The 15,603-nt window shown below is 29.4% G+C and carries 16 protein-coding genes and 1 pseudogene; all 17 read right to left on the reverse strand.

The genetic code is table 11. The features are described from left to right. Positions 1–97: 97 nt before the first annotated feature. On the reverse strand, positions 98–2,215 hold the full coding sequence (locus ACFWUA_RS03510; RefSeq protein WP_416198785.1) for a reverse transcriptase domain-containing protein: 2,118 nt from the start codon (positions 2,213–2,215) through the stop codon (positions 98–100). 107 nt (positions 2,216–2,322) lie between these two features. After that, positions 2,323–2,481 carry a hypothetical protein gene (locus ACFWUA_RS03515; protein ID WP_416198786.1) on the reverse strand — a complete coding sequence of 53 codons (159 nt, stop codon included), beginning with the start codon at positions 2,479–2,481 and terminating at the stop codon, positions 2,323–2,325. A 395-nt stretch (positions 2,482–2,876) separates the two neighbouring features. After that, positions 2,877–3,104: a hypothetical protein gene (locus ACFWUA_RS03520; RefSeq protein ID WP_416198787.1), complete on the reverse strand. Its 228-nt coding sequence runs from the start codon at positions 3,102–3,104 to the stop codon at positions 2,877–2,879. A 63-nt stretch (positions 3,105–3,167) separates the two neighbouring features. Then, positions 3,168–4,235 (reverse strand): AbiH family protein, encoded by a 1,068-nt coding sequence (locus ACFWUA_RS03525; RefSeq protein ID WP_416198788.1) that lies wholly within the window; start codon positions 4,233–4,235, stop codon positions 3,168–3,170. A gap of 802 nt (positions 4,236–5,037) precedes the next feature. Beyond that, positions 5,038–5,238: pseudogene (locus ACFWUA_RS03530) on the reverse strand (transposase); the annotation flags it as partial. A gap of 63 nt (positions 5,239–5,301) precedes the next feature. After that, positions 5,302–5,427 carry a hypothetical protein gene (locus ACFWUA_RS03535; protein WP_416198789.1) on the reverse strand — a complete coding sequence of 42 codons (126 nt, stop codon included), beginning with the start codon at positions 5,425–5,427 and terminating at the stop codon, positions 5,302–5,304. A gap of 84 nt (positions 5,428–5,511) precedes the next feature. Then, the gene (locus tag ACFWUA_RS03540) at positions 5,512–5,964 is read right to left on the reverse strand and encodes a hypothetical protein (RefSeq protein ID WP_416198790.1); all 453 of its coding nucleotides are present in this window, start codon (positions 5,962–5,964) and stop codon (positions 5,512–5,514) included. After that, complete coding sequence (locus tag ACFWUA_RS03545) at positions 5,964–6,356, reverse strand: helix-turn-helix domain-containing protein (RefSeq protein WP_416198791.1); 393 nt, start codon at positions 6,354–6,356, stop codon at positions 5,964–5,966. Before ACFWUA_RS03545 ends, ACFWUA_RS03540 begins: the two co-directional genes overlap by 1 nt. 36 nt (positions 6,357–6,392) lie before the next feature. Beyond that, positions 6,393–6,662 (reverse strand): hypothetical protein, encoded by a 270-nt coding sequence (locus ACFWUA_RS03550; protein ID WP_416198792.1) that lies wholly within the window; start codon positions 6,660–6,662, stop codon positions 6,393–6,395. Between the two features lie 614 nt (positions 6,663–7,276). Continuing rightward, positions 7,277–9,295 carry an ATP-dependent nuclease gene (locus ACFWUA_RS03555; RefSeq protein ID WP_416198793.1) on the reverse strand — a complete coding sequence of 673 codons (2,019 nt, stop codon included), beginning with the start codon at positions 9,293–9,295 and terminating at the stop codon, positions 7,277–7,279. Positions 9,296–9,729: 434 nt separating this feature from the next. Further along, on the reverse strand, positions 9,730–9,981 hold the full coding sequence (locus tag ACFWUA_RS03560) for a hypothetical protein (RefSeq protein ID WP_416198794.1): 252 nt from the start codon (positions 9,979–9,981) through the stop codon (positions 9,730–9,732). 262 nt (positions 9,982–10,243) lie between these two features. Further along, entirely contained in the window at positions 10,244–10,645 is a 402-nt protein-coding gene (locus ACFWUA_RS03565; protein ID WP_416198795.1) for a glycoside hydrolase family 73 protein, read from the reverse strand. A gap of 327 nt (positions 10,646–10,972) precedes the next feature. Next, the gene (gene murJ / locus ACFWUA_RS03570; protein WP_416198796.1) at positions 10,973–12,517 is read right to left on the reverse strand and encodes a murein biosynthesis integral membrane protein MurJ; all 1,545 of its coding nucleotides are present in this window, start codon (positions 12,515–12,517) and stop codon (positions 10,973–10,975) included. Between the two features lie 94 nt (positions 12,518–12,611). Next, positions 12,612–13,532, reverse strand: a complete 921-nt coding sequence (locus ACFWUA_RS03575) for a sensor domain-containing diguanylate cyclase (RefSeq protein WP_072742849.1) — start codon at positions 13,530–13,532, stop codon at positions 12,612–12,614. 6 nt (positions 13,533–13,538) lie between these two features. Further along, positions 13,539–14,153, reverse strand: a complete 615-nt coding sequence (locus ACFWUA_RS03580) for a chemotaxis protein CheC (protein ID WP_416198797.1) — start codon at positions 14,151–14,153, stop codon at positions 13,539–13,541. Positions 14,154–14,184: 31 nt separating this feature from the next. Continuing rightward, positions 14,185–14,514: a response regulator transcription factor gene (locus tag ACFWUA_RS03585; protein ID WP_416198798.1), complete on the reverse strand. Its 330-nt coding sequence runs from the start codon at positions 14,512–14,514 to the stop codon at positions 14,185–14,187. A gap of 70 nt (positions 14,515–14,584) precedes the next feature. Continuing rightward, positions 14,585–15,361: an S-layer homology domain-containing protein gene (locus ACFWUA_RS03590; protein WP_416198799.1), complete on the reverse strand. Its 777-nt coding sequence runs from the start codon at positions 15,359–15,361 to the stop codon at positions 14,585–14,587. Between the last annotated feature and the right edge of the window lie 242 nt (positions 15,362–15,603).

Here is a 15,603-nt window from a genome sequence, read left to right on the forward strand (position 1 = left end):
GTATTTAACTAATATATTATATCTTTATTCCATTATATGAAACACGTGTTCTTTTTACAAGTGCTTTTTTATTATAAAAATAAATAACATACATATATTATAAAGATTTTTCTTCTTGTGTTGTTGCAATCTCCTGTTTATCATTCTCATTATATATTCCTTCATATATTTCAATTATTTCCTTTATTGCTGTTAAAAAATATATTTCATATCTATTTCTTTCATTTGGTTGAAGTGGCTTGTCAATACTTCCATCCCGAGTATAAGGATGTGAAGAGGGTAATTCATTTCTCCTATTATTTATTTTTGAAAAACTTTCATAAGTTCTTGGAAAATAATGCTTTATGTATCCATCTAATTCTAAAATATTATCAAATTCCTTTTTATTTGGTATCTCTATAAAATTAGATTCTAAAATTTTTACTGTAATTGTATGATTTAATGTATTTATATACCCTAGCCATGAAGATGGATCTACCTTATATAAAGTATTGGCTGTTTTAAATACCATATTTGCAAATTTTAATTCATCATCAGTCCAAATATCTTTGTAAAAGAACATTTTGCCATTTTCTATTCCATATTTATTTTTTAAGGTTTTTGTTATATAGTTCTCTTCTAATGAGATATCTAATACCTTTCTTAAAAATTCATTCAAGTCCTCTGTCTTTTCTATGTTTATTTCTCCTGTTAGTTCGAAGTAAAGATTAAAACCTAATATAGCAGTTTGAATATCTTCATCTTTCATCATTACATCAAGTATCAACAATTTAGCATCAATATCATCTTTTGTTTTATACTTATAATATAGTAATTTCCTCTGTACATGTGGATTTAAATCATCATTTAATAAATCAAGAATAGATGTCTTATGTGAAATGATCCAATCCAATAAATAATACCTTACATACCAGTCCTTCCTATCTACATTTGTATAATATAAATCATATATTTTTCTTGAATATTCAACTGAATTATAAAAATATTTAAATACTATCGCTACAAGGTAATTATATGGTATATTTTTATTATTTAAAAACGTTTCAAGCCACATATTGACATCATCATCATCGTTATAGTACTTTGATAAATAATAACATACTTCTTCAAAATTACTATATAAGCTATCAATATTTGACAGTAACAAGTTTTTTATTTCATCATCTGGGCCAATCCTATAAAGAGCAAATTTTAAAACCGTCTTATCATATGACTTATTTTTAATTTTTTCATCTATTAATGAATTTTTTAGACTTTTTATAAGTTTATTATTATCTTTCTCTTTAAGTTTACCATTAATACGATAGTAATTATCTATCTTAGAAATTTTTTTGTTATCCACTCTAATTTCACTTTCGTTTTCTATAAGTTTAATTCCAAACTTACTCGCCTGTGGAATTAACCCTATATCCCTTACCAATAAATCTAAATAAGCTAAGTATCTCATTCCAGTAGCTTCATCTTTGGTAAATAAACGTATATCATCAACATATCTTAAATACCTTATGTTTCTATTCTTATTTTCTTTAGATATAATTTTTTCATCTATATAATCAAGAAATATTTCCGCTAAAAACCCAGAAGCAATAGGCCCTTGTGGTATACCATGAGTAGCATATATACTAGATCTATCATAATCACAGGACCATTTATTTAACTGTTTCTCAAGTACTTCAATTAACTTATCCTGCCTCAAATCATCTTGGATAAACTTAAACAATATAGAATGATCGATAGTGTCATAAAATGAAGCTAAATCAAATTGGCACATGTACTTGAATCCGTCCTTAAAATGCTTAATTGATAATTTGTTATATGCCTTCCATTGTTTTTTCCACTGAACATAAAAAAATATTCTTTTATCAGGACTTTTAGAATTATTATATATATTGCCAAATACATTTTTATTATATTTATATTTAAATTTATCATATAATTTCTCTGCTAAAATATTAACTATAGCTTGATATACAAGTAAGTCAACAAACGAAATAACTGTTAGTGGTCTTACAGTGCCGTTTGATTTTGGTACATAAATTTTGTATGCAGCACTTGGCTCATATGTATCATCACATATTGTTTTTATCAGCGTCTCAATATTAGTCTCTAAATTAAAACCAAAATTTTTTAAATCATCTAAATACATAGACTTATAAGAACTCCTTTGAGCTGTTTCTAATCTTTGAAAAGCTAATATAAAATTATCTTTATTCAAAAAAATATCTTCCATGTTTTTCACCTTAATAAAACAATCTTTTGATAGAACTTAAAAACTTCATAATAAATGTTTTCAATATAACCCATATATCCACTTCATAATATTTATTTTCGAAAAATTTTAATTAGATGATCTCTTAATTCTCCTGCATGAGAATACTCAATATATTCAATACCTGCAATATCAGAAATATTTTTTGCTCCTTTTTCTTTTATTACTATTGTTTCTTTCCCGAGACCATATGATAGTCCCAACTCCAGCATAACATTTGGGTTTAAACCAGATATTTAGTACTTTTATAATAATCTAATTCACTCAATATTTTTTATACTTCTGATAAATAATGAGTAAATATTTCTATTTTTGTTGCCACTATTCCCTCACTCCCTTTAAAATCACTCAACAACAACCTAATATAAAATCAAGGGCAACCGTAACCACAGCTGCTCTAAACTTTAATGTAAACATTCTATTCCTTTCAACATGATTTTATCCATATTATATCCTTCTACAAATATCCCCCATATCCTCCAATAAATTTAAGACATTTTTCTACAAATTTCACATGTCCCCATAGAATCCTCCTTATAAACTCATACATTTAGCTTACAAGCTTCCATCAAGTCACATAAAAAAACCTCAAGATTTATCAAAAATCTTAAGGTTTTTGGAATACGCTGGGAACAGTTAATATTTCATAAGTTTGTTTATAGCCATCATATAAAACTTTATGGTTTGCGTCCATTTTATCTTCAAGTCTAACTATGGATTGGTTTATCTTATCTAAATCATATTTTGTTGCCATATTTTCTTTCATTTCTTGCATTTCACTATACATCTTCGCCATAAATTCAAATAATTGTTCATTTGTAATGTTTAATATCATTCTTATCATCCATCCTAATGTACATCTCCGTGTATAAATTATATATATTATATCATTGAATCATTATGTGACAAACAATGCAATCTGCTCCACCTTTATGCCCATTGCACCTGCAAACATCTTAATACTTTCTATATTTTGGGCACTATGACAGCTAATAAGCCATTCAATGTTATTCTCATTTTTGTTTACGCTGATTATCTTTTTAAAATAGTCCCAGTCCACAGGAGAAAGTGAATGACCAACAACGATTATCCGGCTCAAATTCGACAGTCCATCAAAGAACTCTTGATGGTTTTTTATAATATCCTTGCAGTTCTTTGTGGTTTCTTCATCATACCAAGAAAGGTTTCGTGCCGCCGTATCAATTGCTGCTTCTACCATCTCGCATTTCCGACTGTTTTTGTACTTCGGCAATCTGAAATCACCAACTAAATCATCGTCCCCTGCACCGGGAACATGACCAATTATCAACTTATCCTTCGGGTGGTATTTCTCTTTTCGTCTGCAACCATGAATATAACAAACATTCTCTTTTTCTACGCCATACAGATCTTCTATGAATTCCGTATAGTTAAAGTTAAGCGTTTTGGAATTACGAATTACTCCATTGAGCGGTGTGTAAGCCATATCCGGCACTTTCAATGATTCTACCCACATACGAAATCTCCGAGGCAAATCATTAGTTATCGTTTGCGCAGGTCCAGTCGCTGTATCAACAGCTTCAAAAAAATCTGCCGCCTGTGCATCCGAGTCATAAGCGTCGAAGTCGTCAAGCCACATATCAACAACACCAAACATGGCATCACTATTGATATAAGCTAAAGCATCCTCAAAATCAGCCCACAAATCTTCAACATTCAGGTAGGTTTCAAGAGCAAAACGCAATGAATTGTTTTTCCCAAGCATATCTCTGAAATTGTAATAGCTGGACTTGACACCATGCATCAAATCAAAGCCATTGCCTATGATGTTAAGTGTGGCTAATGGGTCACCTGTTGGGAAGTTATCCATGCTTACGATCTTGTATGGTTCAGCGGTTAATACCTGTTTGAAAGGTTTAGCTTGTTCTCCAGCAGTAAAGAAAGGAGCGCCGCAATCTTCACATATTCTTAGGTATTCTTCTGCCAAGTGCATCACCTCCATTTGTATTTTAAATGTTTTTGCCTACTGGCACAAAACATAACCTTTCTCAAAACATCACGAACTATTTCCTTTACCCCATGCTTCGCCTTCCAACCTAATATTCTATAGGCTTTATAAGAATATCATTTCTTGATATTCTTATTTTTTCAAAGTGAGAATGTAGCCTTTCAAAGAACTTATTTTGGATTTTAATAATTATAAAAACTGGCTGTTCTTCATCAGGTAATTGATTAATTTCATCTCTACTTTTAAATTTATAAAAATCTCTGAAATAATCTAATTTTACATAGAAAACATTTGTCCATTTATTAGTTTCATGGAAATAACGATATTCAAAATATGTATTATAAAGTCCAAAAAGACAGAAACAACGTAAATTTATAATATCACTACTCCTAAAGTAAGTTATTTCATTATCTCTTACAATTTCATTGTTTTTTCTTAGCTCTTTTAGATATGAATAACTCGAAATATCTACTGTAGGATAAGAACTGTATACACCTTCAAGTAAGTCACAACGCCCAACCTCCTCCTAAACATATACTATAATCACAATAAACAAGCGGTACTAGGTACCTTTACGGCTCAAAGAACAATTGTTGATAAATAATAGATATAAATCTAAAATTGTAGAGAATAAGGATGATAAGAATTAGTCAATTTACATGAAACAGAAAAAAAGATTATCGAAACATTATTAAGTGAAGGAGAAAAAACATTAGAGGAACTAAGTATACTTACTGAAATAGATATGATGAAATTAGTAGAAAAACTATCTCTTATGAAACTAAAGGATAAGGTAATTATTCGAGGATCTATAGATATCTCCTTTAGGATCATAGACATTTATTTCTATACCATTATACCATTTGTTAATCCAATTATTAATTACTCCCGTAGAAATGTTATATTTAGCAGCTAAGTCTGGTAGTGAATAACTACCTGAAGTATATTCTTCTATTACAAATAACTTAAACTCTTTGCTATATGAACAATTTTTATTTGATGTTTCAAATGCACTTGGTCCATGTTTTTTATATGTTAAATACCATTAACGCACAACTTCCTTTGTTGTCCCAATCTCATCAGCAATTCCATCAAAACTAATATTACCATTCTCATAATCTTTACAATCTTTAATTTTTACTTCTTTACTATCCTTTGGTTTTCTTCCCATAAAAAATACCTCCAAGTAGATAGTCTATTTTTAATTAATTAGACTGTCTACTTTGGAAGCATCATATCAGATTTTTGTCTTCTTTTATTCATCTTTTTCTTTCTTTTTTTTCATTTCTCTCAACACATGTATATTAATCATTGGCACTTTAACCGGTGGATTTATTCCTGCAAGAGATGTGGCTGATATGATGTACGCTCTGCTTAGATGTGATAAAGTGGCAATTCCATTTAATTCTATCATATTTCTAAAATCTTCTTCACTTAATTTATTTTTAACCCCTGCAAATATACCTTCCATAGTAAGCTGTATTTTGAACAGTATTTTATTCTTCATTTTTGCCTTAATAACTACTATATATTCTAGTTTACCTATAAATAGCTTTTCATCCTCTTTTATCTCTATAATATTATAGTCAATATCATAATTTACTTTTGCTTTTTCACCTTTTATGTCCACATCTCTCGTTTCCAAGGTAAAATTTGATACTCTATTAGCTATAAATTGGAAATTAGCAACTGTATTTTTTAAATCCATTATGCACTCTCCCCCAATTTAATTGCTCTCTGTGATATGTCGCACATTTCATCACTGTCATAAGAATCAAAGATATCCCAAATTTGTTGAATTTCACTTTTTTCATCTTCCATTATTACTTTAAAACTCCACCCTAATTTTTTAGAAATTTTCCATAATTGTTCCACCGTTGGATTATATTCTCCACTTTCCAACTTGGATACCATCGACTGGGAAATATCAAGTTTCTCTGCTAATTGTTTTTGTGATAAATTGTTATCTATCCTATAATTAATTATTTTTAGAGATATGTCTACTAGAATATCATCCAACTCAAACAATTGTTTTAAGTCATCATCAGCCAATTCATTTACTAAATCCCAAGGGCTAGCAAGTAACTCCTTATTTAACATACCAATCTCTCCTCTCATTCTAATATTTTATTTATCCTATCTTTTGCAATCTCTATTGCAGATAAGCCTAATGGAATATATATCACCATTTTTAATAAGTCTTTCAAAAGACTTTTGCTTAATACAATTTCTCTTTAAACTTTCCAGCATTATCAATGTTTTTCTAAATTTTCTAGTAAATTCTTCTTTATATCCACTTAGTTCAATTAATTCCTTTAATTCTTCATTTACTTCTGAATAGGCAATTATATAGTCACTATTAAAAAAATCAGGATATAATACCTTTGAAATTTTTTCTTCTTTCATTGTAGTATCTCCTTATTTACATATTATATTACTTATAAGTAATATTTGCAATAATTTTCTTATCAATATTACTTATAAGTAATATTGATTTATGATATTTTAAAATAGTTTTATTCATAATACAGTTATTTCGACATAAATTTGGAAAATCCTTGTCACTTCATAGAATATTTGTAAATATTTTAAAAAACCTTAGGATTTATCAAAAATCTTAAAGATTTTGTTTCTTCTTATCAAAATAAGCTTTTTATGGTACCATTTTATCTTCAAGTCTAGCTATAGCTTAGTCAATAAATACTGATTTTGTATCTAAATACCCAAATAAAAACTTTCGACAAAATTTGGGCTGTACCAGGTATCTTTGCGAGGGGAGCGTTTTTCTCCCCTGAGTTTGTCCCAAAAATAGGGAAAAAATTAAGCCAACATTAATATGTCAAAACGACATATCAATGTTGGCTCTTCAAAACTCAAATAAAACATAAAATTGCTTCAAGATTTATAAAAATTATTATCAAATCCATTCGATTTCATGCATAAAACTGAACAATTCTAGCAAATTAAAAATTATAGATTTTATCTCCTATAAGCATAGAATTATCTGCACTCTTATTAAACTATTTAGCAGAAACTTCTAAAGATAAATTCTTCTTCTTATATTTAAAGTAATCAGCCGTATCAAGAAAATCTATAATTTCACTAAAATTGTCTTCGTTAGAAAATTCAACATATTCACTTGTACCATACTTGAGTTTTCCTCCAAACTCACCAAATAATTCATGTGCCCTTACATACTTTTTAATATCTTCAATTTTTTCTAATACTTCACAGTCTCTATAAATTAAATCTATTAATTCACTAGCTCTGGATTCAGAATTATTGTTTTTAATATACTCTATAATTCTAGTTTTATTAGTATTAATATGTTTATTTATTTTTTCACTATATTGGTCGATATCTTTTATAATACCCATTTTAATCAATATTTCTGGTTCTAAAAAATAGTTATCAAAAGCACTATAATCCAATACTAAAATTTTTTCTTCTATATTGTCTGGACATTCGTCATTTAATTGCTTTTTACATTCTTGTATAGTCTTATTCTTTATATCTTCTTTTTCCTTTGTATCAGAATCTCTTATAATTAAAAAATCATCTTTCATATTCGTTTTATTGAGAAACTTCAAAGTTGCATATGTTTCAATATTCTTACATCCATTAGTATCAACAAAAAAGATATCATTTGTATCTACACTATAATAATTATTGATAATATCTTTTAATCTAGCTTTGTCATCTTTTCCCTCTACAAAAATTACAAAATTAGTTTGGAGTATATCTTCTGTAGAATAACCTAATTCTCTTAACACTTCATCTATACTGGTATTAGATATTATTGTTTCGCATTCGTCATTGATATACACATTTTTAATATCATCAATCTCAAAGTTCTTAAGCAGTAATGGGGAATGAGTAGTAAATATTACTTGATTTGATTGTGATATTTCTAATAAAATAGTTCCCATATCTTTTTGAAGTGATGGGTGTAAATAAATTTCAGGCTCCTCTATCAAGAATATAGTAGTATTATCATCATTTAATTTATGATAAGCTTGTAATAAAGAAAGAATATAAATACTTCTTAAACCTGCACCTACATTAGATAGTTCTATTTTTTGATCCAATGTAGGATTATATATCTTGGTATTAATAGATAATGACTTGTCCACATTGCTCTTAGGTTCAATATATATTTTATAGCCATCTTTATAGTTACTTTGGAAATATGAACTAATTTCAGAAGAAATTTCAACTGAGGCATTATCTAGTTTGTTTTTTATTAACTTTTCTAAATCATTTATATTTAAATCATCCATATTTTTCTCATGTATTTTATCTAGGCATTCTTTACAATTATCCTTAATACAATTATCACAAGATATTTCTTTTTCTGTTCTACTCTTTTTTAATATGTGATTTCCAAAAATATCGTTAGTTAACGTTTTATTTTTCCCCACTTCTTCTTCATCAAAATTTCTGTCATCATCTATAAAAGCTAATTTAGGAAACAATGCAGTAACATCTTTTATCTCTTTTCCATCGATATCAGTATACTTAGGTTTAAAATCCTTTTTATTATTAATAGAACAGCAAACAGTCAATTCATTATTTGAAATATTAAATTTATTTGATATAGCTTTAATCCATAAATTAACTAAATCTTCATGCTCTTTTAATAAAATACTAATATCTTTTTCATCTTTTAATATTTCTTCTCTATAAGATTTGAATTTAGAAGTAAAATTAAATTTCTCAAACATAGTATTTGAATTTACAGCGCTGAAGTCACTAGAATTGGATGGAATTTTGGATATTCCTATTTTAGAATCAAATACAAAATTTTTTAAATAACTTTCATCTACTTGGAAAGTAATTATAATTTCCATCTCTGGTGCATTTTTATGAAAATCATCTTGAATTACTTGATATTCGCCAAAAAACGTCCTAATTGCATTAATAATAGAACTTTTCCCACCATTATTTTTCCCCACTAAAACAAGAGCATTACTAATATTATTAATTTTCTGTCTTTTAATTGACCTAAAATTTTCTATACACATAGATTTAATTTTCAAATAAGATCCCCCCCCCATAAATTTAAACTACAATTCACTATTTTTAAATTATAATTATGAAGAATCCATATTTTACTCCTTTCTTATGTTTTAAATCAATTTTACACTCATGAGAAATTGAATTCTTATCAACATCCTAATACAAATCAAGGGCAACCGTAACCACAGCTGCCCTAAAATTTAATGTCGATATTCTATTCATTTTTCATCATGATTTTCATCTATGCTTATATCCTTCTACAAATATCCTCCATATCCTCCAACAAAATTAAGACATTTTTCTACAAATTCCACATATTTTCATAGAATGCGTCTTATAAACTCCTGCATTTAGCTTGCAAACTTCCATCAAGTCACATAAAAAAACCTTAAGATTTATCAAAAATCTTAAGGTTTTTGGGATACGCTGGAAAAGGATTATTTCGTTCCTTTGATCACCTTATCTCAGCATCCTGTTTTTCAACTTTGTTGTCAATTTCATCTACCTTTTTTTCGAGTACAGTTAATTTATATCCATCATATAAAGCCTTATGGTTTGCATCCATTTTATCTTCAAGTCTACCTATAGATCGGTTGGTCTTAGCTAAATCATCTTTTGTTGCCATATTTTCTTTCATTTCTTGCATTTCACTATACATATTTGTCATAAATTCAAATAATTGTTCATTTGTTATATCCTTAGCCATTACCATTCCCTCCGTATAAGAACTATGTTTATTATACCATTAATTTACTCTCCCATTCAATATGAAAAACTTTCAACAAAATTCGGGCCTTGGCAGGCTCTATATAGCATAGTGGCAACTTCTTCTCTGGTTGCAAATCCTTTTGGATTGGTTCCATCAGTGATGGCTTCTTTGGTGGCCCAATCCCAGGCCTTTTCTGCCCAGAGACTTATAGAAATTGCATTGTCGTATTTGTACAATTGATTTTCTTCTATAAGCTTAATTAGCTTTTGTGGATACTTTGGATCTGTAGCATAACCGCATTCATATACAAAGTTAGAGGCTTCTCTATAATCTCTTGCTTTTTTACCTTTTCATATCTCTTGGTCTTCCCCAGTAGTTTTAGATAATCCCATACGCTTTCTTCAAAGCTTGAATAGGCTCTAAATCTTTCTTGTTTTACTACATACTTTTTCCCATCCCATTCTCTGGTGTTTCTCAAGGCAACTTTTCCAGTCCAGGACTTTCCTGCTTTTATGCCGTAAATGTTGTTTTCTATATGTTTTTTTCCCCAATCTGACTCAAGTATTCCTTGAGATATGGCCAAACTAGGCAATATGCCAAAATCCGCATAGCCTTCAGCTGCAATTTCAAATATCATTTGGATAAAACTTCCCTTATCCATATCATCACCCCCATGAAACGATTATACAACAACCGAACGTATGTTTCAAGTAGAAAAATTAAATTTGCTTTATATTTTTTATGGTGTTATAATATTCACATAGTTTGTTATTTATTTAACCATTTATTTGTTTAAACATAGCTAGAGGAGGATTTATTTATGTATAAAGAAAATTTTAAATATATAGAAGCAAAGAAAATAACTTTGATTGTATCTTTAATTGTCGTATCTTTAATTTTTATATTGAGTCATTAGGAAATCGTATTCCTGATGGGTGTTTATTTAACAATTAAGGGACAGAAACCTGTCCCTTTCCCCTAAAAGTATTTATTTTTTCAAAAGTCTCTTCATTATGATTCTCATTTCTTTTATTTTAAATATCGAACAAAGTATAAAGTATATTCCTACTCCTACAGCTACAGACAATATGAGTATTAGTAGCTCTACTATAAACATATTTGGAAGAAGTCCAGTGAGTCCAAAATATACTAGGTAAACTGCTAGTCCCATAACTATAGAAGCTGCAAGAGTCTTTAAAAAGCATACTAAATACTTTTTTAGTCCTATCTTGCCTAATTTTTTTCTAAGATCTATAAATAAAAGTATAGTGGTTATAGTGGCTGAAATACTTGTAGCCAATGCAAGACCTGCATGTCCCATATATCCTATCAATGCATAATTAAGTGCTACATTTATTCCTACAGCTATCATTCCATTTATCATAGGTGTTGTAGTGTCCTGAACTGAATAAAAGACCTTGTTGAGCATAAGTCTTAAGGAAGAACCTACAAGACCTAGAGAATAATATATAAGTGCCTGAGAAGTCATATAAGTTGCCACTTCATCAAAGGCTCCTCTTTGGAAAAATACTTTTATTGCTGGTTCTGCAAGTATGACTATGCCAATGGTAGCGGGAACAGTTATGATGAGAATTATATTTATACCTTCTCCCATGAGTTCCTTTCCTTCTCTTGTATCTCCCTTTGTAAATGCCTTTGAAAGCATTGGAAATATAACTGTTGTGATAGCCATGACAAATACTGTAATGATGAGATCATTTACACGAGATGCATAGTTTAGTGCCGAAATACTTCCTTCTTGCAAACCAGAAGCTAGAGTTCTATCTATGATGACATTTATTTGCTGAACTGCAGAACCTATAAGTACTGGACCTGTCAGTGTAAGGGCCTTGTTTAGGTATTTATCTTTTAAATCCATGGAAAGCCCATAGCTATATCCCATCTTTTTCGTAGCAGGTACTTGAATGAGCCACTGAAGTGCGGCTGCTACAATACTTGTGACCATGAGCCCTGTTATGCCAAATTTTTTACTTATAGTGAAAAGATATATTATATACACTAAGTTGAAAGGGATACCTGATATAGCTGGAGGTCCAAATATTTCACTGCTCTCAAGAAGTCCTTGATATACATAGCTAAATCCCATGAATATGATGATGGGAAGTCCAATTCTGTTTAATTTTACAGCTAATTTATATTGTTCTCCTGTAAATCCCTTTGCCAATATTTTCACTACCAAAGGAGAGGCAAAGTATCCAACAACCACCAATAAAATAGTTATTAAAAACACTACATTAAATACATTGTTCATGTATTTTAATTTTTCTTCTTTGCCTTTTCTCTCTTCAATCTCAGAAAATATGGGGATAAGAGTGGTTTTAAGAGCTGCTCCAATTGTAGTCATGACTATGACTGTGGCTGTCATAGCTACAAAATAGGTGTCTGTTTCATATCCAGAACCAAATTTAGAAGCAATGAGTACTTCTCTTAAAAACCCTAAAAATTTACTGAAAAGTGTGACTCCTGCAATCATTGCGGCAGATTGAGCTGCTCTTTTTTTGCTACTATTCAAGTATAAGACCCCCCGATGTAATAATATGGTCTAATATATTATAATTGAAAATTTTGGCGTTTTCAATGGGATTTTGTAGAATGCATAGAAGGTGCTACTTAAAGCAGCACCTTTCATTTCTTCCTTTGTCTCTATAGAGTTCTTTGTCTGCAACTCTAAAAAGCTCGTCTATATTGGTACCATCTTCTGGATAAAGGCTCATTCCAAGACTCACAGAGGGCTTAATTATTTTGCCTTCTACAACTACAGAAGAATTTAAACTATTCAATATTCTCTGAGATAACTTTCTCATATCTTTTCTTTCCTTTATATTGGGAACGAAAATCAAAAATTCATCTCCTCCATACCTTCCAACTAAATCTCCATCTCTAGTTATTCTATTTAGTCTTTCTCCTGTAATCCTTAAAACCTCATCTCCAAAATAATGACCATATGTGTCATTTATCTCTTTAAATTTATCTACATCCAGTACTGTAAAGACACCTCTGAAATCAGTTTCTCTATTTTTTTCTATAAGCTCTTCTACTTCTTCAAAAAAGACTCTTCTATTGTATACATTGGTCAATTGATCATAATCTGCTAAATTTTTGATTATCTCTTGAGTTTCTTCTAATCTTTGAATATAGCTTTTTAACTCTTCTACTCTGATGTACTGACCAGTCACATCTACAAATTCCATTAGAATATGATTTTCATCATTTACCGAAATGGTACTCAATTTTAAATTTTGTCTTAAATTGCAATTTCCATATCTTTTTATATCCACAAATTTTTTATGCAGTGCAGCTGAAAAAAAGTATTTTTGGTTGCTTTTAAGCATATATTTAAATATATCAAGGAAAATTTTCTCTTTAAATTTAGGAAGTACTTCGCAAATGTATTTTTCTTCTACCTCATCTCTAGATAAATCCGTAATGTTTTCCATATATTTGTTCCAAAAAACTATATTTAAATCTTTATCTAGTACAACTATACCTTCATCTACTCCATCTAACACTTTTAGATAATCTTCCATAGCAAATTACAATCCTTTCTCCACTTCATCTAATTTGTCCATCAAATCCCTCATAGAATCTATCGTGAAAGTAACTATAAGGGCTCCATTTACTTGAGTTCCGCCTATCTTGAAATTTACAAACAAAATAAGTATATTAGCTTTTTTCTTTTTTTTGAGTACTTCTTGAACCTCTATGGTATCAAACAATTTTACCTCAGGCATAGAATAGTCTATAGCCATATTCAAAAAATTTCCAAGGCCTCCTATGACTGCATTAAGTATTATATTCCCCAATTCTTTTATTACATCAAAATCTGTATCTGTAAAAGTTTCTAAATCAAAGCATTCTTCTCCTGTACAAAGAGAAGTCAATTCTTTTATATGATTTGCCGGGAAAATGAGTTCAGCTTTGCCATTCAGTTCATTTTCAAATTTTATGCTAGATACCATAAGAGCACCTTTTAAAAGATTGGGACAATCTGTATGTGTAAAATCCATTTCTCCATCTAAAATTCTTAATTTGGGTACTTTTAATTCGATTTTTTTATCTACCATTTCAGATAAAAGACTTGCGGCTTGTCCCACATTGATATTTATTATTTCTTTTAAAATATCCTCTTTCATACCAATTTTATCCATGTCTACATCCCCACTATATTTAAAATTTCTTCTATTTTGCCTTGTTTATAGGTTTATTTACAAAGGCAAGGGCACCCAAGTCATAAGCTTCTTGTTTTACTTTTTCCTGCACATCAGCTGATACTACAACCATTTTTGCATCTTTATCTATATCTTTTATTTCTTTTAAAAGCTCCATACCTGTCATATTGGGCATGAGCAAATCTACAATAGTTAAATCTGGATTTATTTCAATATATTTTTGAACACCTTCTTTTCCGTCATTAGCAAAGTATATTTCTAAATTTGGTACTACTTCCTTAAAAAGATTTCCTTCTACTTTTTGAGTGAATTTAGAATCATCAACTATAAGCAATTTCAACCTTTTTTCCTCCTTCATCTCCTGTTCCCTATACATTATATACTCTATGTCAAGGATACTCAACAATATTTTAATAAAGTTCTCTTCTCATACCTCTTATAAATGAATTGTATTTGGTACTAAAAGTATAAGGTCCTTCTTTTAAGTAGGACTTATCTATTTCTATAGTCATTGTTTTGTATGTTATTACTTGTAGTTGAATACTTCCTTCTTTTGGTGGAACAATGTTTAAATATATGATTACATCCCTGTCATTTTGTACCACTACATTATCTACTCCTATAGAATATCCTGGAGTAGGAAAACATTCTACTATATTTACTTCATAATATTTATCATTTTCATCTACTATAAGTCCTTCTACCACACCACTATAAGCCTGATCTAAATTCTTCACTTTAAAGGGTATACTTTCCCTCTTCATATTCTCCAATACTCCTTTCAATCTTTCCAATACAATTTTAGACTCTTCTCTGGTTAATTGCCCCTTTGGATCAAAGATATTTAGATTTCTCCCTTTCAATATATTGTTTTTATAAAGTACCCCTATATACATTTTTTCTTCTTCTTTAAGATTGGATATGTCTTTAAAGGGAAGAGTGCTCTCTTTAAAGTCAATTATCTTCTCGTCTATAAGAACTTTACCAACTATTGTAGCCATTTCACTTCTAGTTAAATTTCCCTTTGAATTTTCATCAATTTTTGAATAGCCATATTGGCTTAACAAGGTGTCAAAAGAAGCTAAAAATTCTTTCTTTGCAATGGGTTCACATCCCTCAGCATACGCCTGAAGGCCAATAGTCAAAAGAAAGACTAGTATCAGCACCGCTAAAAGAACCCTTTTCATAAAAACACCTCCTCTTAATATAAATATACCCTAAAGGATAAAATTATTCGCACTTTATCCCATCCTCCCAAACTTATATTTTCAAATATATATGTATTAACATTATACTACAATATATTAAATTTTTCTTCGAAAATTTGCACTATCTCTATAAATATTATATATTTAAATGTGGTAAAGTATTTTTTATATATTTATAGTATATATCTTATTTTCAGTATATTTTAACGAGGAGGGTTTAT

The sequence above is a fragment of the Sporanaerobacter sp. genome (genome assembly GCF_047830725.1).
Classification (GTDB): Bacteria; Bacillota; Clostridia; order Tissierellales; family Sporanaerobacteraceae; genus Sporanaerobacter.

Coding starts and splice junctions, on each gene's coding strand:
- ACFWUA_RS03515 (WP_416198786.1), bottom strand. CDS start 2,481: ATGCTGGAGTTGGGACTATCATATGGTCTCGGGAAAGAAACAATAGTA.
- ACFWUA_RS03520 (WP_416198787.1), bottom strand. CDS start 3,104: ATGATATTAAACATTACAAATGAACAATTATTTGAATTTATGGCGAAG.
- ACFWUA_RS03535 (WP_416198789.1), bottom strand. CDS start 5,427: ATGGGAAGAAAACCAAAGGATAGTAAAGAAGTAAAAATTAAAGATTGT.
- ACFWUA_RS03540 (WP_416198790.1), bottom strand. CDS start 5,964: ATGGATTTAAAAAATACAGTTGCTAATTTCCAATTTATAGCTAATAGA.
- ACFWUA_RS03545 (WP_416198791.1), bottom strand. CDS start 6,356: ATGTTAAATAAGGAGTTACTTGCTAGCCCTTGGGATTTAGTAAATGAA.
- ACFWUA_RS03550 (WP_416198792.1), bottom strand. CDS start 6,662: ATGAAAGAAGAAAAAATTTCAAAGGTATTATATCCTGATTTTTTTAAT.
- ACFWUA_RS03560 (WP_416198794.1), bottom strand. CDS start 9,981: ATGGCTAAGGATATAACAAATGAACAATTATTTGAATTTATGACAAAT.
- ACFWUA_RS03565 (WP_416198795.1), bottom strand. CDS start 10,645: ATGGATAAGGGAAGTTTTATCCAAATGATATTTGAAATTGCAGCTGAA.
- ACFWUA_RS03575 (WP_072742849.1), bottom strand. CDS start 13,532: ATGGAAGATTATCTAAAAGTGTTAGATGGAGTAGATGAAGGTATAGTT.
- ACFWUA_RS03580 (WP_416198797.1), bottom strand. CDS start 14,153: ATGGATAAAATTGGTATGAAAGAGGATATTTTAAAAGAAATAATAAAT.
- ACFWUA_RS03590 (WP_416198799.1), bottom strand. CDS start 15,361: ATGAAAAGGGTTCTTTTAGCGGTGCTGATACTAGTCTTTCTTTTGACT.